A 23,365-nucleotide genomic window follows, 5' to 3' on the forward strand; every position below is an offset into this window, starting at 1 on the left:
AATATAAATTAAAAAAGACTCAAACCAATAAATTTGAGTCTTTTTAAGTTTTAATTAAGTTTTTTTTCATAGTTTTTATTCTTTTAAAGCAATTTCAGGTAGTAAATAAGAATGATTTTTTATTGCTTGCTTTTCAAACTTTTTATAATTCAATTTTTCTTTTATAATTGTTAATACAGAATATTTTTTTGAAACCACTTTTTCAGTGAATAAATGCCCTTTGAAATTGTGATTAAAATATAATATATTATTTCCTTCCATTCCGCTAAAACCGTTGGAGTATGAAACTATAATTTGAGTCATTGGTTTAAATTTATCTTTAGGTTTTTTTGAATCAGAATTAAAAGCGTAAATACTTGAAGTTCCAAAGACTAGAATCAATAATAATAGTTTAATATTTTTCATAATAATAGATTTTAATTCGTTGGTCATATAAAGTTACAATAGTAATTTTATAAAGTCACCTACATATAAATGTAGTTTTTAGTTAGTAGAACAAAAAACTTAAACTTTATCAGCTTAAGTTTTTTTGTTTTAATTAATGGTTGTTATTTGGTTATTCTCAACGGCATTGTAAATACTCTATCCGTTTCTCCTGGAGTATATATAACTTTATGATTCATACTTTTACGAACATATTTTAAAATTTCTGGATCTTTTGAATCTACAGATAAAATGACTATTTTACCTTCAGAATCAAAGGAAAATTTAATTTGAACATTGATATCTTCAGCAACATAAAATTCAGGAGTATCAAAAAGTTCAATAATTTGGCTTCTAATTTCTTTTACTGGTATGTCAGGTGTAGTTTCAAAAGCGAATAAAGCAAGTGTTCCAAAAGTAAAGGCGAAGGCTAGTAATAATACTTTAACATTTTTCATAATTGATAGTTTTTAATTTAAATTTTAGTAATTGTTTGATTATTGGTTTTACTAACTTTTATAGCTATATCATAATTAGTTTTGTAAAACTACACCTTAATAGAGGTGAGTACAACTACATAATAATGTAGTTTTCAATTAAATAGACTTTTTTTTTAGATGTTTTATATTTGTGTGTAAAAAAATATAGTACCTTTCATAGAAGTTAAATAATTGTTACTTATTAAACTTTTACCATGATGTTGATTATTAGATATTTACTATTTTTCTTATTGTTTTTAAATTCATTTATAAATTTAAAAGCTCAAGAATTTAGTTTTATTGATAATGTAACGATTAGCACTAAACTCCAAAACCATAATATTATAAGTATTGAGCAAGACTCAAATGGGTTTTTATGGATTGGAACAAATTTAGGTTTATACAGATATGATGGCTACAATTTTATAGCATATAATATAACTTCAAATCCATCCCTTTTAGATAATAATATAAGAAGCCTATTAATTGATAATAATAATTTGTGGATTGCCTCTAAAGGAGGGATTAATGTATTAAACTTAAATACAAAAGTAATGCAAAGTTATATTCATTTGGAAAATGATAAACGATCTATTCCAAACAACTATGTAACAAAATTATTTAAAGATAAAAATAATACTATTTGGATAGGTTATAATACCAATTCAATAAGTAAATATTTAGGGAATAATCATTTTCAAAATTTTAAAATAAAAGATGTTTCAACAAATTCAACAATTAATGAAATTTTAGAGATGCCAAATAATAATTTAATTATTGAGGCTACAGAGTTAGAATCTAATATAAAAAAAATAGCACTTATAAATTCATCTGCAGTAAAAATAATTAGAACATCAAAAGAAAGCTCTCAAACATTATTCCAGCAAAACTCTGTAACCTATTTAGCGACAGAAAATAAAATTTTAAAATACCAATTAACTACACAAAGCTTTGTTGATGCAGGTATTAAATTTAATGAAAAAGAAAATTTGCAAGGTCTAGCATTTACTGATAAAAATAATAAAGTTTATTTAGGAACAAATAACGGTACTTTTTATCTATTTAGTTTAGAAACAAATAATGTTTTTTTAAAAATTAATATTGGAAAAAGTGAAACCTGGATAAATTCTTTTTTTGTAGATAGTACAGGTTTATTATGGATTGCAACTACAACAGGGCTATATAAATTTAAGCAAAAGCAAAATTTATTTAGAAATCATTTACACTCTTTAGAACTTTCAAAAGCCAATAAAATTAGGTCTATTATTCAAGATGTGAATAATGATATTTATACGGTAAATCAAACTGATTTATTTAAATATGATTCAATATCTAAAACTTTTAAAAATTTAAATTGGACGAACAAAATAAATTCAAGCCCTTTTTCATTATTAGAATTAGACTCTTTAAATCTTTTTGTTGGTACACAAGGAGGAGGATTAGGAATTTATAATAAAAAAACAAATGTTCTAAGGCCTTATTTTAAAAAAAATAAATTTAACAATTACAACAATCATATTTTTAAAATATTTAAGGATGAAAATGATATTGTTTGGTTTGGAACAAGAAATGGATTAAAATATTACAATTCCCAAAAAGGAGAGATTGAAAGTTTAGCTAATGATAATTTAAATAAAGATATAATTTACGATATTAAAAGTAACAAAAAAGGAAGTTTATGGATAGGAACTAGTACAGGTTTGTTTCATCTTAAGGTTATCTATAACAATAACAATGACTTAATGATGGTTAACGTTTCAAAAATAAGAAGTATTTTCTATGAGATTCGCACAATTTTAATAAACAAGGGAACATTATGGTTGGCAACACAATCTAATGGAATCTTAAAATATGATATTAATACTCATAGGATTAAAATATTTAATGAATTTCAAGGATTAAGTAATAATACTACCTATTCTATATTGCCTGGTTTTAAAAATGATATTTGGGTTGGAACCTTACATGGGCTTTCTCGTTTAGATACCTTAAATAATTTATTTGTTAATTTTTATGATTTTAATGGCTTAGCAGATAATGAGTTCAATTCATCATCGCAATTAAAGTCTAAAAACGGTGAGTTATTTATGGGAGGTCAAAATGGGATTTCTAGTTTTTTTCCAGAAGATTTTGATACAGATATTACCAACTTCAAATTAAATATAACAAAAGTAAGTTGGTACAGTTCAACAAAAGATTCAACAATGGTTATTAATATTGATAATAATAACCTTAAATCTTTAACTTTACCATATGATAATACATTTGTTAATTTCGAATTTTCTGTTTCAGATTATTTACAGCCAGAAAATAATAAGTACAAATATAAATTTTCAGGTTTACAAAACGAATGGAGGCTATTGAGTAAAACAAATGTTTTATCTTTTACAAATTTACCTCCTGGAGAGTATAATTTAGAAGTTATGGCTTCTACAAACTATGGAAAATGGAGTAAACAAAGTATCAAAATCCCAATTACAGTAAAGCAAATATATTATAAAAGATGGTGGTTTATAACTTTTTTAGGAGGGTTTATGGTTCTAATAGGGTTTTCTATAAGGAGGTATGAGTTAGGACACATCAAAAAAATGGAAGAGTTGAGATTAAGAATTTCAAGAGATTTACATGATGAATTAGGTAGTGCTTTAACAGGGATTGCAATAAGAGCAGAATTATTAAGTGAGAAGCTAACAATAAAAGCTAAAGATAAAGTATTAAGTCAAATTTCAATTCAAAGCAGAGAAGCAGTTGATACCCTTAGTGATATAGTTTGGGCAATAGATTCAAGGAATAATAGCCTACAAAACTTATCTGACCGAATGAATAATGTGATGTACTTGTTGTTAACACCAAAAAATATTACATTTAATTTAGATGCTATTGAAGAAAAAAAATCAATTTTATTGAAACAAGATTATAGGCAACATGTATTTTTAATATTTAAAGAAGCCATTACAAATATTATTAAACATTCTAACGCAACACATGTTTCAGTTTCTTTTTTTAAAGACAAAAAAAGTATAAGATTAAGAATACAGGATAATGGTAAAAATATCAGTTTGACTAGAGATAAATTAAATGGAAACGGTATAAATAATATGCGCCTACGTGCAGTTAAAATGAAATCTCATCTTGAAATTTTTACAAAGGATGGGTTTACAATAGAACTTTGGATAGATTATTTAAATAAATAACTACATGAAAATGTAGTTGTTTACTATTTTTAGATATTTAAATTTAATGTAATTTTAAAAAAATGGAAGTTTTAAATGTTGCCATAATTGAAGACAATAAAATTATAAGAGAAGGAATTGAATTATATTTTAATAGTGATCCTAACTTTTCTTGTAAAATTGCTGTCGATTCTGTTGAACAATTTCTAAAATGCATTGGTAACAGCCCAGATTTAAAGGTGATACTTTTAGATATAAATCTTCCAGGCATGTCTGGTATAGAAGGAATTCATCATATCAAACATCAATATCCTGATGTTTATATTATAATGTTGACTATTTATAAAGATGATAAACATGTTTTTGATGCTTTAAAAGCTGGGTCAGATGGCTATTTACTTAAAAATACGCCATTAAAATCTATAAAAAATGGAGTGTTACAAACTTTAGAAGCAGGTGCGCCAATTTCTCCTGTAGTAGCTAAAAAAATAATTCATTACTTTAATCCTCAAAAATCACATAAAGTTGATGGTTTTGAAAAACTATCAGCTAGAGAAATTGAAGTTTTACAAGCACTTTCTGAAGGTTTGCCTTTTAAAAATATAGCCAATAAATTATTTATAACTATAGACACTGTAAGATTTCATGCTAAAAATATTTATAAAAAACTTCATGTAAATAGTAAATTAGGAGCTGTTAAAATGTACTTAAATAAATAAGATTAAAAGAATAGACAATTATTAGTTAATCAAGCTTTAAAAGCCACTTTCAATAAGGTGGCTTTTTTTATATTTGTAATCATAACTCTTTTTATGAAAAATAGATTCCTATTAATTTTAACATTTATTTCAATAACTATTCAAGCTCAAGTTTTTGGTGAGTTAACAGGGTATGTAAAAGATGAAATGGGCATTCCATTATTTGGAGCATCCGTTTATTTAGAAAATACACAAATAGGAATAACTACAAATGAAGATGGTTTTTTTATTTTAAAAGGGATTGAACCAGATTCTTATAATTTAACTGCTAGTTATTTAGGATTTCAACCACAAACCAAATTTAATATTATTGTTAAATCAAAAGGAAACCAACAATATAATTTTTTTTTAACTGTAGCTTCAGAAAAACTGCAAGAAATTGTAATTACGAATCGAAAAATTAGCAGGCCAAAAGAAACTCCATTGTCAACCCAAACTTTATCAGCAAATGAAATAGCTACTTATCCTGGAGGAAATAATGATGTAGTTAATGTAGCACAATCTTTACCTGGTGTTTCTCCGTCAGTTGGAGGTTTTAGAAACGATTTAATTATTCGCGGTGGAGCCCCTAATGAAACGGTTTATTATTTGGATGGAATGGAAATTCCAAACATTAATCATTTTAGTACACAAGGTAGTTCTGGCGGTCCTGTTGGTATGCTCAATGTAGCTTTTATTGATGATGTAACTTTGTCATCTTCGTCTTTTGGTGCACAATATGACAATCCTTTATCAGGTGTTTTACAGTTTAAACAGCGCAAGGGTAATAATAGAAAGTTTAATGGAAATTTTAGATTAGGAGCTAGTGAAACAGCATTAACCTTAGAAGGGCCTTTATTTAAAAATAATGCCAAAGAAAGTAAAACAAGTTTTATTGTTTCCGCTAGAAGAAGTTATTTGAAATTTTTGTTTGAATTGATAGGGTTGCCAATTAGACCAGATTATTGGGATTATCAATATAAAATAGCTCATAAAGTTGATGACTATAATGAAATTTCTGTTTTAGGAATTGGGTCAGTTGATGATTTTTCTATAGAAGCTCCCAAAGAATATGATGAAGAGCAACAGGCTACATTAGAACAAGTTCCAATTATTGAACAGCAAACCAATACTATGGGTGTTTCTTGGAAACGTAGATTTAAAGATGGAAGTGGTTTTTTTCAAACAACATTAAGTACCAACTCCTTAACCAATCAATTTACTCGTTATCAAGATAATGAAACTAAAAGTAATGTATATTTTAGTAATAATTCTAAAGAAACTGAAACAAAGTTTAGATTTCAGTATACAAAATTTTTAAGTAATTGGAAATTCTCTACAGGTGTTAATACACAATATTCTAACTATTCAAATTCTACTATTGATGTAGGTTCAAATATTGACTATAATACTAAAATAAATTTTTATAAATATGGATATTTTGCCAATACAACTACGTCTTTTTTTGATGATAAATTAGATTTTTCTTTTGGCTTTAGGTTAGATGCTGATACATTTACAAAAAATAATTCACGTAGTGCCAACTTTTCTCCAAGGATGTCATTATCATACAATTTAAATGAGGTTTGGAAATTAAATGCATCCTTAGGTATCTATTATAAAATTTTGCCTTATACAAGTTTAGGATTTAGAGATGCTTCAAATAATTTAATAAATAAAGACGCAGATTATACACAAAGCATTCATTACGTAGTTGGAATTGAACGTATTCTTGGCCCAGCTTCTTCAATTACTTTTGAAGGATTTTATAAAAAATATGATAAGTATCCCATTTCAGTTTTAGACGGAATATCGCTAGCAAATAAGGGAGCAGGTTTTGAAGTATTGGGTAATGAAGAAATTGAAACCATTGGAAAAGGACGTACTTTTGGTACAGAGTTGTTGTACCAACAGAAATTAACAAATAATTTTTATGGAATTTTTTCGTACACATTTTTTTATAGTGAATTTACTGGTTTTCAAACTTCAAAGTATGTTCCTTCAGTTTGGGATAGCAGGCATTTAATATCATTTACAGGAGGATATAAATTGAAAAAAAATTGGGAATTAAGTTCTCGCATTAGATTTTCAGGAAAAACACCCTACGTTCCTATAAATAAAGAAGAAACACTAAATAGCTATCCTAATATTGTGCTTGATTATAGTAGGTTAGGAGAGCTTAAACTAAAAGCATTTAATCAATTAGATGTTAGAATTGATAAAAAATGGAATCTAAAAAAATATGCTATTGAGTTATATATTGAATTTCAAAATCTTTTAACACATAATGCACCACAACCTCCAGAATATGGTTTAGAGAGAAATGACAAAGGCGAACAAGTTACTCCTAAAAACCTAGTAGAAATTAAGACTGATAACGGAAAATTAATTCCAAGTATTGGCTTTGTTATTGATTTTTAACTTCCCATAAACCATTATAATGTATTGATTAACAAAGTTTTATTATTAAATTATTTTTTAGAATTTAAAATTATGGAAATGTAGCATTTGGCACATTTCTATGTAAAATATTTTTCATAACATTGGCCTATTAATTTTATTACCTTACAATGGAAAAAACACCCAATCCTATTTTAATTGTTTTAGCCTTTTTTTCCATTTATGTAATTTGGGGATCTACTTATTTATTAAACAAAATTGCAGTAACGGAGTTACCACCTTTAATGTTGGCTTCCATTAGATTTATTTCTGCCAGTATTTTAATTTTTAGTATTGCTCGAATTTTAAAAATTAGTTTGCGTATTACAAAAAGGCAATTGCTAAACACTGCAATAGCAGGATTTTTATTTTTAGCTTTTGGAAATGGTGTTGTAGTTTGGGCTTTAAAATATGTAGATAGTGGATTAGCCGCTTTAGAAATTTCTGCACAACCATTAGTTGTTTTATTAATGATGCGTGTATTTGAAAGAAAAAAGATTTACGCAATGTCTTTAATTGGAATTTTACTAGGCTTTATTGGTATTTTTTTATTGGTGAGTCAAAAAGAATTGATAAGAGATGAAAATACAGTAATTGGAATGTTAATGGTGTTTGTTTGTATGGTTAGTTGGAGTTATGGAAGTATTTTTGTTTCTAAAGCAAACCTACCATCAAACTTTTTTATTAACACAGGTTATCAAATGTTAACTGGAGGTATTATTCTCTTAATAGGAAGTTTTACTTTTGGTGAAGTTTGGACGTCTCCAGCAAATTGGACACAATCTGTACAATTTTCAATGATTATTCTAATAGTATTTGGAAGTATTGTAGCGTTTACTTCATTTAATTACTTACTAAGAGTTGTTTCACCAGAAAAAGTGGCTACTTCAACGTATGTAAACCCAATAATTGCCTTGGCGTTGGGTTGGTATTTTTTAAATGAGCAAATTTCGTTACAATCAATAATTGCAGCAATAATTTTACTTACAGGTGTTTATTTTATAAATACTAAGAAAAAACTTACGTTATATTCTAGATTCTATAGGTTTAAAAGAAAATAGCTATTTTATGTAAATTCTTAAAAAGGTTTCATTCAATTCAAGTATATTTATAGCTTAATTTAATCATTTAACAATGAAAGCTATTTTTACTACTTTTTTAATTTTATGTACAATAAGCGTTTTTGCTCAAAAAAAAATACTGGATCATAAAGATGTTGATTTTTGGAATACCATTGAAAAACCTAGTATTTCTTCCAATGGAGATTTTATAATTTACTCTTTGAAGCAGGGAGAGAAAGATAGTTATTTAAAAATTAAGAATTCTAATGGTTCTTTAGTTTTAGAATATGAAAGAGCCGAATATGGTCAGTTTTCTTACGATTCAAATAATGCCTTTTTTTCAATAAAGCCATGGAAAGACAGTATTAAAGAACTAAAAAGAAAGAAAGTAAAAAAAGATAAACTACCAAAAGATACTTTGGGCATTTTTAATTTAAACACCAATGATTTTATTAAAATTGGAAATGTTAAATCGTATAAAATACCAGAAAAATGGTCAAGTGTAATCGCTTATGTATTAGATGAAACACCAAAAGAAAATTCTAATAAAAAATCGGATTCTTTAGCTAAAAAATCTATATCTAAAAAAAGTAAAAAAGTAAGTAAAAAAAATGGCTACCATTTAATCCTTAGAAACTTATTAACTTCAAAACAAGATACTTTCAAATTTGTTACCAATTATTCGTTTGCAAAGGACGGAAAAAAGCTTTCATTTATTTCAACTGGTGTAGAGGATATTTTTAAATCTGGAGTTTATATTTATGATATAGAAACAGGTGGTTTAAAAAATATTCATTCAACTAAAAAAGGAAATTATTATAATTTCACATTCAGTAATAATGGACAAAAGGCAGCTTTTGTTGTGGATGCTGATACAACAAAAGCACAAATTAGACCCAATGAACTTTACACTTGGAATACAACTAAAGAAAAAGCTACTAAATTAATAGACAACACAACTACACCAAAGGGTTTTTTGGTTTCTTCTGATGCTAAAATTTCATTTTCTGAAGATAATTCTAAATTATATTTTGGTTTGTCATTACCACCAATTGTAAAAGATACGACGTTACTTGATGAAGAGATTGTAAATGTAGAAGTTTGGACTTATAATGAGCCTCAATTGTATACAGTTCAAGAAATGCAAGCTAAAAATGATGCTAAAAAATCATATACAGCCGTTTTACACTTAAACAATAATAAACTGGTTCAATTAGCTTCAAAAAAATATCCTAATACAGAAATTGGTGCTAAGGGAGATGCTAATTATGCATTAGTAAATAACCCAAAGCCTTACCAACTTCAAAGTCAATGGGAGGGAAGTACAGCTCGTGATTATGCACTTGTAAATGCCCTAACTGGAGAAACCAAAAACATACTTACTAATGTAAAGGGCAGGGTACGCTTAAGTCCAAAAGCTAATTATGTTTATGGTTATAACTTAGTTGATAGTACTTGGTTTTCTTACCATATTTTAACTAATAAACTAATTAATTTAACAAAAAATAGAGTTTTTTATGATGAATTAAATGATAGCCCAAATTATCCAGGATCTTATGGAGTTGCAGGTTGGACAAATAATGATGAAACAGTTATTTTATATGATAGGTATGATATTTGGGAATTTGACCCTTCCAATGGTGAGAGTAAACAACTAACCAATGGAAGAAAAACTAAAACGGTTTATCGTTATCTTAAATTAGATGCAGAAGAAGTTTCAATAAATAAAGATAAAAAATGGCTGTTAAGCACGTTCAATGAAATAGACAAAAGTGCTGGTTATTACGAGTATAATCCAAAAAATAATAAAGGTGAACAGTTGTTAAATGGAGACTTTAAATTTTCAAGACCCCTTAAAGCAGTAAATGAAAATCAACTGTTATTTACACGACAGTCTTTTGAAGAATTTCCAGATTTATGGCTCTCAAATTTAAATTTTAAATCGCCAATTAAAATCACCAATGCAAACCCTCAACAAAAAAACTACAACTGGGGAACAGCCGAATTAGTTCATTGGACTTCATTAGATGGTATTAAATTAACAGGAATGCTTATTAAACCTGAAAACTTTGATGCTTCAAAAAAGTACCCAATGATTGTTAATTTTTATGAAACTAGTTCAGATGGATTGCATAATCATAAAGCTCCATCAGCTGGAAGATCTACTATTAATTATAGTTTTTATGCAAGCAGAGGCTATATAATTTTTAATCCAGATATTTATTATAGAGTTGGATATCCAGGAGAAAGCGCTTATAATTGCGTTATTCCTGGAGTTACATCTCTTATTGAAAAAGGATTTGTCGATAAAAACAATATAGGTGTGCAAGGACATAGTTGGGGAGGCTATCAAATTGCTTATTTAGTTACTAAAACAAATATTTTTAAGGCTGCAGAATCTGGTGCACCTGTACCAAATATGATTAGTGCTTATGGAGGAATTAGATGGTGGACAGGTTTAAGTAGACAATTTCAGTATGAACATACTCAAAGCAGAATAGGGGGAACTCCTTGGGAATTTCCAATGAGATATATAGAAAATTCACCCATTTTTGCAATTGACAAAATTAACACACCGCTGTTGATAATGCATAATGATGCAGATGGGCATGTGCCTTGGTATCAAGGTATTGAATTTTTTACCGCTTTAAGAAGATTGGGTAAACCATCTTGGTTTTTAAATTATAACGGAGAGCCACATTGGCCATTAAAACTCCAAAATAGGAAGGATTTTAATATTAGAATGCAACAATTTTTTGATTATTATTTAAAAAACGCTCCAAAACCTGTATGGATGGAAAAAGGTGTTCCAGCAATAGAAAAAGGAGTCAACCAAGGTTTAGAACTATTGCAGAAATAAGATGTATAAAAGAAATATTTGAATATAAATAAAAAAATTATTTTTTAAAAAATATGGTTACAGTTGTTTACAATTCATAATTATAATATTTTATACTATTTTAAAGGTTTTGTAGCAACTGATGTTAGTTTAAAAAGTTTAGCTTGCTCAAGAATTTGTAAAGTTACTTCAGCAATATTAAATAGTAAAATATATTGAATTTGTGTGATTTCTTTGTTCGTATTTAGCAATTGATTACTAATTTTTTCTAAAGTATCTTCAATGTTTTCAATTTTGTTATTGCTTTGGGTTATCAACCAATGATGCGATTCTTCTAATGCTTTTAAAATGTGAATTTCAAAGACTTGATGGGATAGTTTTTCTTGTTGGTTTTGATTTCTATGTGCACCCAATGCAGAAACATAAGAAAGTAAAGCATGATTTAAATAAGTTAATTTAAATGCTACTTTTTTTAATTGTTGTTGTTTTTGAGGATCTAACTGCATATTTTGCCAGGCAGTAACTAACGCATTGTCAGCTCTATGTGCTTCTCTTCTAGCAATTCTATATTCTAAATCATCAGTTGTTGGTTTTTTATATTCTTCTAAAATTGCCTTAAAGTAAGTTGTATTTTTAAGAATGGCTTCACTCAACAAGTTTGGTAATTTTTTATATTGCCACTCCGGCCATAAAAATCGAACTACCACAAATGAAATAATTGCTCCAATAATTGTATCTATTAAACGAGGAGCCATTACATCAACTCCTTTATTAGCAATAATATTAAAGGCACAAAGCACAAAAATTGTAACATAAATAACACTGATAGAATAGCGTCGCTTCATCCAAATTAAAAATAAATAAGAGGAAGCTAACATTAAAACTATTTGTCCTGAAAATGAAAATAGTTGTATAATTAAGACACCAATTATCACACCAGCCAATGTACCAACAGTTCTTTGAAATAGCCTTCTTCTTGTTTCACTATAGCTAGGTTGTAAAACAAATAAAATGGTAAGCACAATCCATTCTCCTTTAGCAATATGAAAATATTCTGACAAGGTAAAACCAATTAAAAAAGAAACACTTAACCTTAAAGCATGCCGCATTCTTGGATGATTTATATTTAACTGTGCTTTTAAACGTTCAAAATAAGTGCGTGAATCTTTTTCTAATCTTGGAAGTAAATTAGACAGGTTATTTTGATGAATATTTTTTAAAGTGATATGAGATTTACTTAAATTAAGGATGAGCAATTTAATAGGTTGAGATATTGTTAATTTATTATTTTGTAATAAACTATTGGTAGTTTTCACCAACCAATCTAACGCAATTGGATGTTTGTAAGAAATGCCAGTAAGTAAACTTTTAGAAAAATTTTGGGTGGCATGAGCCAATTCATGTAATAATTGACGAATTCCACCAATTAATTCATTATTTAGAGGATTTGCACTTAATAAATTGTAAGGGTCATGGCTTGATGCAGCCCGTTCATGCAAGCTTTGTAATACCATAAAATAATGTAGGTATGGTTGAAGCGGTTGCTGATTAGAAAGTGACTCTCCATAACTATTCAATACTGCTTTACATTTATCTAAGGCTTCAACAGTTTGTACATTTAGTAAGGCTAACTTGGCACGTATTTCTTTTTCTGTAGGTTCATCACTTGGAAATAATTTAGATTTTTCGTTCAAATACAACGAAAGAGCTGTAAAGCCTCTTGCTAATTGCTCTTCAATTAAACTGTATGGCTTTAAGCTTAATAAAATATAGGATAAAACACCATAAATAAATGCTCCAGTGGTTAATAAAATAGGCTGAACATACCAATTAGGACTTATGTCAGCTCCAATCATGGTATAGATACCTATAAGTAGCGCTCCAAAAGTTACACCTCTAAATCGTTCACTAATTCCGCCTATTAAAATAAATATAATGGTAGAAAATGAGAGTCCTATAGCTAGTAATATTGGATAAGGTTGTAATAACTCTACAGAAAAACTTGAAATGGCAAAACTTAAAACTTTTAGTACCATTGATTTTAAACGTCCATTAGGGTGGTCATCAGTTTCAGATAAAGTACCAGCCAGAGCACCTAAACCCAAACTTACTCCATAAAACGGATAGCCAAAAATCACCATTAAAATAACAAGTGAGCCAATAACAAAGGTAGCTTTAAAAGCCAACAATCTATCTGGATCGCTTAAAAACGTATTTCTAAAAGATTTGTACCATGATGATATATTAAGATAGTTGAAAAGTTGATTCATTTTTTATGGATGCTTTGCTATTTTAATTGCCTTGCAAAAGTAATCAATACATTTGGTAGCAATTTAAATAATATGATAATATTATAAATGCTTTACACTTTTAGAATTTAGATTGGTGTCATATATGGTTTTAATTGAGGAAGTACAAATAAAAGATACAACAATAATAAATATTGACATTTGTACTATAATTTATATTATGTTAAATAGTGAATTTTAAATTCCACTCTATACATCCCAATAATAAATTATAGTACATTTGCTGAATGCTACAAAAAAAATCATCACAGTTTGAATTTATAGCTTTAATGGCTTCACTTATGTCTATAGTTGCTTTAGCTATAGATGCCTTATTACCAGCACTTGATTTTATAGGAATTTCTATAGGAACTACACAAACGGTTGATAATCAACTGCTAATTACAATGATATTTTTGGGACTGGGTTTAGGTCCTTTATTTTTTGGACCTATTTCTGATAGTTTAGGCAGAAAACCAATTGTATATATGGGTTTTGGTTTGTTTATTATTGCAAGTTTAATTTGTGTGTATTCTGAAAGTTTAGAAATGATGGTTTTTGGCAGAATTTTACAAGGTATTGGACTTTCAGCACCAAGAACCATTAGTATAGCAATGGTTAGAGATACTTATAGTGGTGATTATATGGCTAGAATTATGTCGTTCATAACTGTTGTTTTTATCTTAGTACCAATTGTTGCACCAGCCATGGGAAAATTTGTGTTAGATCACTATAATTGGCAAGCCATTTTTTATATTCAATTGTTATTTAGCGTGTTAGTTAGTGGATGGTTTTGGTTAAGACAACCAGAAACTTTAGCTATTGAAAAGCGTGTTAAATTTTCAAGTCATATTTTTATTGATGGTTTAAAAGAAATTAAAAAATCTAAACGCACTATTGGTTTTACGGTAATTTCAGGATTTGTAACTGGATCATTTATGGTATATTTGAGTACAGCGCAACAAATATTTCAGTTTCAATACGATTTAAAAGAAGAATTTCCTTTTATATTTGCTGGGTTGGCCATTGCCATTGGTTCAGCAACGTTTTTAAATGGTGCATTGGTTTTAAAATTTGGAATGGAAAAATTAGTAACTACTTCACTCCTAACATTTTTTAGTGTTTCATTACTTTATATTATGTTGTTTAATGGTAATACCAATCCACCTATTGAAATTTTATTGGTATTTTTTGGTTTGCAATTTTTTGCCATTGGATTTTTATTTGGAAATTTAAGAGCCTTAGCAATGGAACCTGTAGGACATATTGCTGGAATTGGTGCTGCGATTACTGGATTTATTTCTACAATTATGGCAGTCCCTATTAGCACTTTTATTGGTCGCTTTGTAACTTCTACAGCACTTCCTCTATTTATTGGGTTTTTAGTTTGTAGTTTGTCTTCTATCTTAATTTTAATGTATTTAAAAAGAAATTCATTAAAAAATTAAAACATATAAAGAATAGAATATCAATATGTTAATTTGGTTTATTTAAACTTTCTATTCATTATTATTGATTTTGAACAAAACAAGGTTTGTTTTTTTCAAAAGTGACATGAATTTCAATAGGGTTACAGCAGGTTTCACAGTCTTCAATATAAATTTGATCAACAATTGAACTATCTAACAACATAGAAATTGTTTCCCAACAATATGGACATTGAAAAAAATGTTCTAACATTTAGTATAATTTTTACTTAAATAAAATTAACAAAGCTCCTACAGCAGTTACTAAAATAATAAACTTTCTGTACAATTGATTATTTATGAGTTTTACCAACTTAATTCCAGTATAAAATCCGAAGATAATTATGGGTAATAAAATTAGATTAATTGAAATACTTTGAATTGATATGGTTTTCCAAACAATCATATGAAAAGGAAGTTTAAATACATTTATAATAAAAAACAACCAAGCTGCAGTGCCAATAAATTCATTTTTAGGTAAGCGCATTGCTAAAAAGTAGATATTTGAAAAAGAGCCTGCTAAATTTCCAATCATAGAGGTAAATCCAGATAATAATCCCATACTGTTGGAAAAAACGCTATTTTGAGGAATATGAGTAGATGTATGTTTGTCCATTACAATCATAATAACTACAATCACAAGAATTAAAGCTCCCATTAAACGTCTAAAAAGTTCGTCGGAAATATCGTTTCCCAACCACACTCCTATCAATACTCCAATTATCATGGTTGGTAAAAGCTTTCCTAAATATTTCCATTGAGTATGTCTATGATAATAAATAACGGCTAAAATATCTGCAAAAACCATCATAGGTATTAGTACTCCCGTTGAAGATTTCCCTCCAAAAACAATGGCCATTAAAGTTACAATAACAACTCCTATTCCTTTAATTCCAGCTTTTCCAACCCCTAACAAAAAGGCACCAAGAATTGCAAAAAACCAGTTTAACATTGTTAGTTTTGGTAGTATGGTAAAATCTTGTAGGTAATTCACCATTAAATTTTAATTTTTTTTATAAAAAAAGACTGTCTTAAGACAGTCTTTTTAAAATGATCTTTTATTTTTTAATTTTCTGCTTCTTTCTTTGCATCTTCTTTCATTTTATCGTTAGGAACAATCGCAATATTTACTCTACGATTTTTTGATCGCCCTTCTACGGTAGTATTATCAGCAACAGGTTGTTCTTCACCAAACCAATTTGTAGTAAATCGCGAAGAATTCAACCCTTTATTGTGAATGAAAAAATTAGTTACTGCATAGGCTCTGTTTTTTGATAAGGTCATATTATAAGCATCAGCACCTGTACTATCTGTATGTCCAACAATTAAAACATTGGTATCTGGATATTCTTTTAAAATATTCGCTAATTTATTTAATAAAGCATCCGAAGCATCATTAATATTGTATTTATTAGTATCAAAATAAACTCCGCTGTTTTCATCAAAGGTTACTACAATACCATCATCAATGCGTTCTACCACAGCTCCAGGAATTTCTTCTTCAATTTGTTGTGCTTGTTTGTCCATTTTTTTACCAATAAGAACTCCAGCAGTCCCGCCTACTACTCCACCAATTACAGCTCCTAGCTCACCACCATCACCTTTTTTACCAACATTATTACCAATAATGGCTCCTAAAATAGCTCCACCAGCAGCACCAATTGCTCCTCCCTTTTGAGTATTACTAGCGTTTTTTGTTGCTTCACAGCTACTTAGGTTAACTACTAAAATAGTTGAAAATATTGTTATCGTTATTTTTTTTATAAGTGTTTTCATTATTCATTGATTTTTGAAAAGTTCATATTAATTTTTAAAGGTTGTCCACCTAATAATACCGTTTGTTGCCATTGCATGGTAGATTCTGATAATTGAGTTAAATTCAATCTAAAACCTTTATTATCTTCTGATTTCTCCTTCTCATTAGTAGGTTTTAATAAGAAATCATACAAACCAGTATTAGGATCAATTTCTTGAATGGTAAAAATAAAATATCTTTCTCCTAGCACACAATTTTGATTATTAATGGTGTAATTACCAGTATTATTGTTAGGTATAAACCTCCAAGTACTTCCTTCAAAACAAGTTGCTAAAGCGTCATTTAGAAGTAGCGTTTTAAAATCACCCGATTCACTATAAGTAACCATATCTAAGTTCCAATAGCCTTTGATTACTTTTTTGGACTGAATCACTGTTTTGGGAGTTCCACAAGAAATTATGGTAAAAATTACCACAGCAAACATGCATAGTTTTTTCATTTTCTTTTAAGCTTTAAGTTATTTAATTGATTTTAGCTGTAAGTATTAAATATAATTATTTTTTTATTCAAAGATATAAAAAAGACCTACTAATTTTATAAAGATTAGCAATTAAATTATTTAGAGTTTACTTTAACCTAGAATAATAAAAAAAGTATATTTGCGGCATGAAAATTGAGATTCTTTTTGAAGATAATTACATTATTGTTGTTAATAAACCCAATAAGATTTTAATTCATAATTCATACTATGCTAGAAATATAAAAGAAGCTACTTTACTTGATTTATTAAAGGAAGAGTTTCAAGAAAATTACTATCCAATTCATAGGTTAGATCGCAAAACTTCTGGTGTATTGGTTTTGGCCAAACAAAAGAGATATGTAGCTATTTTTCAAGAATTATTTAATTCTAATAGCATTCAAAAAAAATATTTAGGCATTGTTCGAGGTTTTATTGAAACTCCCTGTACAATTAAGTCTCCTGTAAAACACCCTGATACTAAACTTTATAAAGATGCAGAAACTTTATGTGAACCAATACTTAACAAACAATTAGATATTGCTGTTCATCCTTACCAAACATCAAGATATAGTTTAGTTAGATTAAAGCCAGCAACAGGAAGAATGCATCAGCTTAGAATTCATATGAATAAAATTAGTCATCCTATTGTGGGTGATTATAAATACGGAGATCGGTTTCATAATAGGATGTTTGAAAATGAATTGAATTGTGATAATTTATTTTTGCATGCACACTCCATACATTTTGAGCACCCATTAACAAAAGAAAAATTAGATTTATATGCTGATTTACCACTTAATTGGCAAAAAATATTTGAAAAATTTAGTTGGCAATTTGAATTTTAAAAACACCGTTTTCGAATTATAGTTAAGCTATTTTTTGCTGAATTTAAATATTTATATGATGATAAATACGATTTGGTTAAATAAAAACCACTTTCACCTCAAAATAAATAGTTTTTATTAAAACTTTTTCTTTTACAATTGAGCAACCTCCCATTTAAATTGTCACGTCCACAATATTTTATTTGTAATGGTTGATCAATTACAATTTATGATATCATACAAAATATGAAAGAACTATAATTCGAAAACGGTGAAATAATTGAACTTTTTAGTTATATATAAAACAAATACCTAATTAATCTTTTAAAATTTATTATAAATATATTTAATTTGCTAAGCATTTTACCCCCAATAAAACAACTTAATTCTGTATATAAATTTAGATTTATTTAAATATTTATAACTAATCTTTTTTGCTTTTCATTTTTCAAAATAGTTAATACCAGTTCAAATATTTCTAGTTTTATATATTTAAAATTTTCAAAATAATTTTGTACTTCTTTTTTTAATATTTCATGTGTTTTTCTAAAAACACCTTCTTTTTTTAGATAAATATTTTCTAATAATAAGGCTAAATTTATTTTATGTTCTTTAATATCATTAATCAATTCTTCTCTAAGAACAGTTTCATGACTTATTCCGTTAAACAGTAATTTTGCTTTACTATAATGTTTTTCTGAACAAAACTCAATAATGTGTTCAGCTAACAACTCTTTTAAGAATTCCTCTTCTACTTTTATAAACTGAAATTCGGAAATCCATTTTAGGGTGTTTTTATGTAAATGCTCAATACTGCAATTAGGCTTTAATTTATTTTGTTTTGGGATTAATCTTTTCACTTTATTAGATTTTATTTTAATAAAAAAGATTTTTTAATTTTTGTTTTCAAACATTTTTTAATTCTTAAAAAATCTTTTTAAAGTTTTCTTTAGCATAAACCTTTTTTAGGCTCACTTATAATAGCATCACTTCTTTTTCTTTTATATAAAAGTGGCTTTAATTATTTAATCAAAATTACGGGTGGATAGTTCAAATTGCAATGATGCACATCAATATAAAAAATGATTTTCATCAATATAAATTTGATTAATTTACTTTAAGAAGCTTAGGAATATCAATAATGGTAATACTTTTTGTAGTTACTTTTATTAGTTTTTCTTCTTTAAAATCATGCAAAGTTCTTATCAATGATTCTTTTGCTATACCAATAGAATTGGCCAAATTAATTCGACTTATACTAATTTCATTAGTACTTTTTGTAGGATATTTATCTAATAATTTAATTAAGGTTAAAGCTGTTCTTCTTCTTACAGAGCTATAAGCAGTTGTAATTAACTGTTTTTTTATATCAATTAAATCACTAGCTAACAAATCAATAAAATTGTAAAGTATATGGTTGTTGTCATTTATTACAGCAATAATTTCTTCTTTACTAATTTTATATAATTGAGTATTTACAATGGCTTTAGAATTTTCAAAATGAGGAGTGTGCTTTACAAATGATGCGTAGCCAAAATACTGCATATTTGTATAATAACTTGTAATAAATTCTTTTCCTAGTTCATTAGATTTATAGGTTTTAACCAAACCATTTTTAATTAAATATAAATGATTGCTTTGGATTCCTTGACAATAAATAGTTTCGTTTTTTTTATATGTATATACTTTTTTCTTAGCTAAGTAATGTTCAATGTTTTTAATATTCCCTAAACTTTTATATTTTGTGTTATTTGTTGAAAACTTAAACTTTTTTTTAACTTCAAAGGCTTCAACTCTTTTTAATCTACTGTCTATGGCTCTTAAAAGTTCAGATTCTTCAAAAGGTTTTTTTATATAATCATCAGCGCCTAACTCCATGCCTTTCCTTAAATCTTCATGGTTTGTTTTTGCAGTTAAAAAAATAAAAGGAATATGTTCTAAAACTGGTGTTTTAGATAGTATTTGTAACACTCCAAACCCATCCAATTCAGGCATCAAAATATCGCAAATTATAATATCTGGAATAAAAGATTTAGCGACTGTGACTCCTTCCCTACCATTGTTAGCCGTTTGGACTGAAAAATTAGCTAATTCTAATATTTCTGCTGTATTTTCTCTAACAGCAGGATCGTCTTCAATTAATAATACTTTTTTATTCATTGAATCGTAATTTTTGGTAATTGAATTTTAAAGCTAGTTCCTTTATTTTCTTTACTTACAAATGAAATAGTACCTTTCAAACTTGTAACATATCCTTTTACAATATTGAGCCCTATCCCAGTTCCTGGATAATACAACACGTTTTTAGCTCTAAAAAAACGATTAAATATTAAATTTTGTTCTGCTTCAGGGATTCCTATACCATAGTCTTTTACACTGAAATAAATGTTATTTTTATTTTGACTAATTTTTACATGAATTTCACTTTCTTCATCAGAATATTTAATGGCATTGTACAATAAGTTTGTTAAAATAATTTTCAATAATTTTGGGTCTTGATATATTTCTTCATCAATTTGATTTTCAAAAATCAAAACCTGTCCCTTTTTTAATGAAGGTTTGGTAAATTTGGTAATTTCTTTAATTAACTTATTTAAATTTAGGGGAGTGTAACAAGGTTTTATATTTCCTGATTCTATATTTTCTAAAGTTAAAAAATCATCTAACATTCCATTTAAATGATGGATCATACTTTTAACCTTAGCTACATGAGTATCTCGTTTATGATACTTTTCTAATTCTGTATATTTAACAATTAATTCTGTAGATGACAAAATAGCACTTAACGGCGTTTTAAATTCATGTGAAGCCAGCGCAATAAATTTAGTTTTTAGATGATTTAGTTCAATTTCTTTGTTTAAAGATTTTTTTAGTTGCTCTACAACTTTTTCAAGCTCATTGTTACGATTTTTAACCTCCTCTTCTAATTGATAGTTTAAGGTGGTTATTTTTTTTTCTTTTTCTTTTCGTTCACTAATATCTGAAATCAAAGCTTTATAATAAAACTGATTTTCATATTCTAATTTTCCAAAAGTAAGTTCTATAGGAATTTCTTGACCATTCTTTTTAACTCCTATTGATTCAATTGGAACTTTATATTTCTGATTTTTAGGATGTTGTATAAAATCATTAAACAACGCAATGTCTTTAAGTATATCGGTAGTACTTAATCCATGTAGTTCATTATTTTGATAGCCGAAAATACTATTTAAAGGGTTGTTTTCTAGTACAATTTCTTTTTGCTCATTACAAACAAGTATCCCAACTTGCATGGTATCGAAACAAACTTTATAAAATTCTTTTTTTTCTTTTAACATCTTATGTTAAAATTAAAACTTCTCCATTATGTTTTATATGATTTTAATCAGCCTAAAAAAATAAAAGTTTAATAATTCAATAAATCTAAAATTTCAGTGTAAAGTTTGCTTTTAGCTAAATATAAATTCTCTAAGTTTTTAGCAAATGGAATGGGAGTTTCAATACTGCCAACGCGTTTAACTGGGGCGTCTAAAAATTGGAAACAATTTTCAGTTATTAAAGCAGAGATATCTGAAGCTATACCTCCAAATACAGTGTCTTCTTGTAAAACTAATACTTTACCTGTTTTTTTTACAGAAGTATAAATCGTTTCTGTATCTAAAGGCTGTAGGGTTCTTAAGTCAATAATATCTGCAGAAATATGGTGTTTGCTAACTTCATCAAGTGCCCAATGAACTCCTGCTCCATAAGTAATAATTGTTAAATCGAGACCTTTTTCTATAATTGCAGCTTTACCAAATGGAATGGTATAATAATCTTCAGGAACTTCTTGATATATAGATCTGTACAAGGCTTTATGCTCAAAAAATAACACCGGATTAGGATCTTCAATTGCAGTTGTTAATAAACCTTTTGCATCGTATGGAAACGCTGGGTATACAACTTTTAACCCTGGAGTTTTAGTAAACCAAGCTTCATTGGTTTGACTATGGAATGGCCCTGCTCCTACACCTGCTCCACAAGGCATTCTTAAAACGGTATCAGAATTTTGACCCCAACGGTAATAAGATTTTGCCAATAAATTAATAACAGGATTAAACCCAGAAGTTATAAAATCTGAAAATTGTAATTCTACAACCGATTTATAGCCGTTGATTGACAATCCAAATGCGGTTTCAATTATGGTAGATTCACAAATGGGAGTATTTCTAACTCTTTCTTTTCCAAATGCTTCTAAAAAGCCATCAGTAATTTTAAAAACCCCACCATATTCAGCAATATCTTGTCCCATAACCACCAAGTTATTGAAACGCTCCATAGACTGTTTAAGTCCTTGAGAAACGGCATCAACAAATCTAATATTTGAAGTTTTATTTGAAGGAGTAATTTCTATAAAGTTCGTATGCGTGTAAACATCAGCAAGTTCTTCTTCAATTGTTGAATGTATTTCAGGCTCTGAAAAGGCTTCTTTTAAATTCTCGCTAATCTCTAGAAGCAATTCTTCTTTAATAATTACGTCTAATTTTTCAGAAAGTATCTGCTCATCTTTTAAAAAGGCATGGTAATTTTCAATAGGATCTTTTGAAGCCCAAAAATCTAACATTTCTTTTGGAACGTATTTAGTACCACTTGCTTCTTCATGCCCACGCATTCTAAAGGTTTTAAACTCTAAAAGTACGGGTCTAGGACTTTTGCGAACACTTTTAGCTATTTCATTTACTTTTGAATAAACTTCTAAAATATTGTTTCCTTCAATAATATGGCTTTCCATGCCATAGCCTATCCCTTTATCTGCAATGTTTTTACATTTAAATTGATCGTTTGAAGGGGTAGAAAGACCGTAACCATTGTTTTCAATACAAAAAAGAACGGGTAAACTCCAAACTGCTGCAACATTTAGTGCTTCATGAAAATCACCCTCACTAGTACCTCCTTCACCAGAAAAAACGGCACATATTTTTTTTTCATTACGTAATAAATTGGCTAAAGAAATTCCATTAGCAATACCTAATTGAGGCCCTAAATGAGAAATCATTCCAATAATTTTGTGTTTTTGCGTTCCAAAGTGAAAAGAACGATCTCTTCCTTTGGTAAACCCACCCTTTTTACCTTGCCACTGTGAAAAAAGTTGATGCAATGGAATATTTCGAGTTGTAAAAACACCCAAATTTCGATGCATTGGTAAAATATATTCATCAAAATTTAAGGCTTTAGTTATACCAACAGAAATTGCTTCTTGACCAATGCCTGAAAACCATTTGGAAATTTTACCTTGTCTTAAAAGAATCAACATCTTTTCCTCAATTAATCGAGGTTTTAAAATTGCTTTATAGAGGTCTATTAGCTGCTTATCTGTGTATCCCTTTCTATTGAAAACCAAT

Annotated in this window: 18 protein-coding genes; 7 read left to right on the plus strand and 11 right to left on the minus strand. The window is 27.9% G+C overall.

Annotation, left to right across the window (positions count from 1 at the left end):
* Positions 1-75: 75 nt before the first annotated feature.
* Both Q0714_RS01530 and Q0714_RS01535 read right to left on the minus strand, forming a co-directional pair.
* The gene (locus Q0714_RS01530; RefSeq protein WP_298262530.1) at positions 76-405 is read right to left on the minus strand and encodes a hypothetical protein; all 330 of its coding nucleotides are present in this window, start codon (positions 403-405) and stop codon (positions 76-78) included.
* A gap of 143 nt (positions 406-548) precedes the next feature.
* Entirely contained in the window at positions 549-881 is a 333-nt protein-coding gene (locus tag Q0714_RS01535; RefSeq protein WP_298262531.1) for a hypothetical protein, read from the minus strand.
* Between the two features lie 236 nt (positions 882-1,117).
* On the opposite strand from Q0714_RS01535, the gene Q0714_RS01540 reads away from it, so the two are divergent.
* The 5 genes from Q0714_RS01540 to Q0714_RS01560 all read left to right on the plus strand — a co-directional run bounded on the left by Q0714_RS01540 (position 1,118) and on the right by Q0714_RS01560 (position 11,172).
* Positions 1,118-4,096: a two-component regulator propeller domain-containing protein gene (locus Q0714_RS01540; protein ID WP_298262532.1), complete on the plus strand. Its 2,979-nt coding sequence runs from the start codon at positions 1,118-1,120 to the stop codon at positions 4,094-4,096.
* Between the two features lie 62 nt (positions 4,097-4,158).
* The gene (locus Q0714_RS01545; RefSeq protein WP_298262533.1) at positions 4,159-4,794 is read left to right on the plus strand and encodes a response regulator transcription factor; all 636 of its coding nucleotides are present in this window, start codon (positions 4,159-4,161) and stop codon (positions 4,792-4,794) included.
* 93 nt (positions 4,795-4,887) lie between these two features.
* Positions 4,888-7,233 (plus strand): TonB-dependent receptor, encoded by a 2,346-nt coding sequence (locus Q0714_RS01550; protein WP_298262534.1) that lies wholly within the window; start codon positions 4,888-4,890, stop codon positions 7,231-7,233.
* A 149-nt stretch (positions 7,234-7,382) separates the two neighbouring features.
* On the plus strand, positions 7,383-8,312 hold the full coding sequence (locus tag Q0714_RS01555) for an EamA family transporter (RefSeq protein WP_298262535.1): 930 nt from the start codon (positions 7,383-7,385) through the stop codon (positions 8,310-8,312).
* Between the two features lie 73 nt (positions 8,313-8,385).
* Positions 8,386-11,172: a prolyl oligopeptidase family serine peptidase gene (locus Q0714_RS01560; protein WP_298262536.1), complete on the plus strand. Its 2,787-nt coding sequence runs from the start codon at positions 8,386-8,388 to the stop codon at positions 11,170-11,172.
* A 95-nt stretch (positions 11,173-11,267) separates the two neighbouring features.
* On the opposite strand, the gene yccS is transcribed toward Q0714_RS01560, so the two are convergent.
* Complete coding sequence (gene yccS, locus Q0714_RS01565) at positions 11,268-13,421, minus strand: YccS family putative transporter (RefSeq protein WP_298262537.1); 2,154 nt, start codon at positions 13,419-13,421, stop codon at positions 11,268-11,270.
* A 266-nt stretch (positions 13,422-13,687) separates the two neighbouring features.
* Between yccS and Q0714_RS01570 the strand changes: the two genes are divergently transcribed.
* Positions 13,688-14,887 carry a multidrug effflux MFS transporter gene (locus Q0714_RS01570; RefSeq protein ID WP_298262538.1) on the plus strand — a complete coding sequence of 400 codons (1,200 nt, stop codon included), beginning with the start codon at positions 13,688-13,690 and terminating at the stop codon, positions 14,885-14,887.
* Positions 14,888-14,948: 61 nt separating this feature from the next.
* On the opposite strand, the gene Q0714_RS01575 is transcribed toward Q0714_RS01570, so the two are convergent.
* From Q0714_RS01575 to Q0714_RS01590, 4 genes are all read right to left on the minus strand, one after another.
* Positions 14,949-15,119 carry a CPXCG motif-containing cysteine-rich protein gene (locus Q0714_RS01575; RefSeq protein WP_298262539.1) on the minus strand — a complete coding sequence of 57 codons (171 nt, stop codon included), beginning with the start codon at positions 15,117-15,119 and terminating at the stop codon, positions 14,949-14,951.
* Positions 15,120-15,131: 12 nt separating this feature from the next.
* The gene (locus tag Q0714_RS01580; protein ID WP_298262540.1) at positions 15,132-15,902 is read right to left on the minus strand and encodes a sulfite exporter TauE/SafE family protein; all 771 of its coding nucleotides are present in this window, start codon (positions 15,900-15,902) and stop codon (positions 15,132-15,134) included.
* Between the two features lie 68 nt (positions 15,903-15,970).
* On the minus strand, positions 15,971-16,681 hold the full coding sequence (locus tag Q0714_RS01585) for an OmpA family protein (protein ID WP_298262541.1): 711 nt from the start codon (positions 16,679-16,681) through the stop codon (positions 15,971-15,973).
* Positions 16,681-17,160, minus strand: coding sequence for a lipocalin family protein (locus Q0714_RS01590; RefSeq protein ID WP_298262542.1), 480 nt, complete (start codon positions 17,158-17,160; stop codon positions 16,681-16,683). The genes Q0714_RS01585 and Q0714_RS01590 overlap by 1 nt, the downstream gene beginning before the upstream one ends.
* A gap of 167 nt (positions 17,161-17,327) precedes the next feature.
* Between Q0714_RS01590 and Q0714_RS01595 the strand changes: the two genes are divergently transcribed.
* Positions 17,328-18,026 carry a pseudouridine synthase gene (locus tag Q0714_RS01595; RefSeq protein WP_298262543.1) on the plus strand — a complete coding sequence of 233 codons (699 nt, stop codon included), beginning with the start codon at positions 17,328-17,330 and terminating at the stop codon, positions 18,024-18,026.
* A gap of 389 nt (positions 18,027-18,415) precedes the next feature.
* Here Q0714_RS01595 and Q0714_RS01600 read toward each other — a convergent pair whose 3' ends face one another.
* The 4 genes from Q0714_RS01600 to Q0714_RS01615 all read right to left on the minus strand — a co-directional run bounded on the left by Q0714_RS01600 (position 18,416) and on the right by Q0714_RS01615 (position 23,364).
* Positions 18,416-18,865: a hypothetical protein gene (locus Q0714_RS01600; RefSeq protein WP_298262544.1), complete on the minus strand. Its 450-nt coding sequence runs from the start codon at positions 18,863-18,865 to the stop codon at positions 18,416-18,418.
* Between the two features lie 247 nt (positions 18,866-19,112).
* Entirely contained in the window at positions 19,113-20,165 is a 1,053-nt protein-coding gene (locus Q0714_RS01605; protein WP_298262545.1) for a response regulator, read from the minus strand.
* Entirely contained in the window at positions 20,162-21,322 is a 1,161-nt protein-coding gene (locus Q0714_RS01610; RefSeq protein WP_298262546.1) for a PAS domain-containing sensor histidine kinase, read from the minus strand. The genes Q0714_RS01605 and Q0714_RS01610 overlap by 4 nt, the downstream gene beginning before the upstream one ends.
* Before the next feature lie 68 nt (positions 21,323-21,390).
* The gene (locus Q0714_RS01615) at positions 21,391-23,364 is read right to left on the minus strand and encodes a dehydrogenase E1 component subunit alpha/beta (RefSeq protein ID WP_298262605.1); all 1,974 of its coding nucleotides are present in this window, start codon (positions 23,362-23,364) and stop codon (positions 21,391-21,393) included.
* Position 23,365 lies beyond the last annotated feature (1 nt).

It is taken from the genome of uncultured Lutibacter sp., assembly GCF_947493565.1.
GTDB lineage: Bacteria > Bacteroidota > Bacteroidia > Flavobacteriales > Flavobacteriaceae > Lutibacter > Lutibacter aestuarii.

Bases quoted from the DNA above. Each gene is read 5' to 3' on its own strand.
- Q0714_RS01530 (WP_298262530.1), bottom strand. From the start codon at position 405: ATGAAAAATATTAAACTATTATTATTGATTCTAGTCTTTGGAACTTCA.
- Q0714_RS01550 (WP_298262534.1), top strand. From the start codon at position 4,888: ATGAAAAATAGATTCCTATTAATTTTAACATTTATTTCAATAACTATT.
- Q0714_RS01545 (WP_298262533.1), top strand. From the start codon at position 4,159: ATGGAAGTTTTAAATGTTGCCATAATTGAAGACAATAAAATTATAAGA.
- Q0714_RS01555 (WP_298262535.1), top strand. From the start codon at position 7,383: ATGGAAAAAACACCCAATCCTATTTTAATTGTTTTAGCCTTTTTTTCC.
- Q0714_RS01560 (WP_298262536.1), top strand. From the start codon at position 8,386: ATGAAAGCTATTTTTACTACTTTTTTAATTTTATGTACAATAAGCGTT.
- Q0714_RS01590 (WP_298262542.1), bottom strand. From the start codon at position 17,160: ATGAAAAAACTATGCATGTTTGCTGTGGTAATTTTTACCATAATTTCT.
- Q0714_RS01605 (WP_298262545.1), bottom strand. From the start codon at position 20,165: ATGAATAAAAAAGTATTATTAATTGAAGACGATCCTGCTGTTAGAGAA.
- Q0714_RS01570 (WP_298262538.1), top strand. From the start codon at position 13,688: ATGCTACAAAAAAAATCATCACAGTTTGAATTTATAGCTTTAATGGCT.
- Q0714_RS01535 (WP_298262531.1), bottom strand. From the start codon at position 881: ATGAAAAATGTTAAAGTATTATTACTAGCCTTCGCCTTTACTTTTGGA.
- yccS (WP_298262537.1), bottom strand. From the start codon at position 13,421: ATGAATCAACTTTTCAACTATCTTAATATATCATCATGGTACAAATCT.
- Q0714_RS01585 (WP_298262541.1), bottom strand. From the start codon at position 16,681: ATGAAAACACTTATAAAAAAAATAACGATAACAATATTTTCAACTATT.
- Q0714_RS01575 (WP_298262539.1), bottom strand. From the start codon at position 15,119: ATGTTAGAACATTTTTTTCAATGTCCATATTGTTGGGAAACAATTTCT.
- Q0714_RS01610 (WP_298262546.1), bottom strand. From the start codon at position 21,322: ATGTTAAAAGAAAAAAAAGAATTTTATAAAGTTTGTTTCGATACCATG.
- Q0714_RS01580 (WP_298262540.1), bottom strand. From the start codon at position 15,902: ATGGTGAATTACCTACAAGATTTTACCATACTACCAAAACTAACAATG.
- Q0714_RS01595 (WP_298262543.1), top strand. From the start codon at position 17,328: ATGAAAATTGAGATTCTTTTTGAAGATAATTACATTATTGTTGTTAAT.
- Q0714_RS01540 (WP_298262532.1), top strand. From the start codon at position 1,118: ATGATGTTGATTATTAGATATTTACTATTTTTCTTATTGTTTTTAAAT.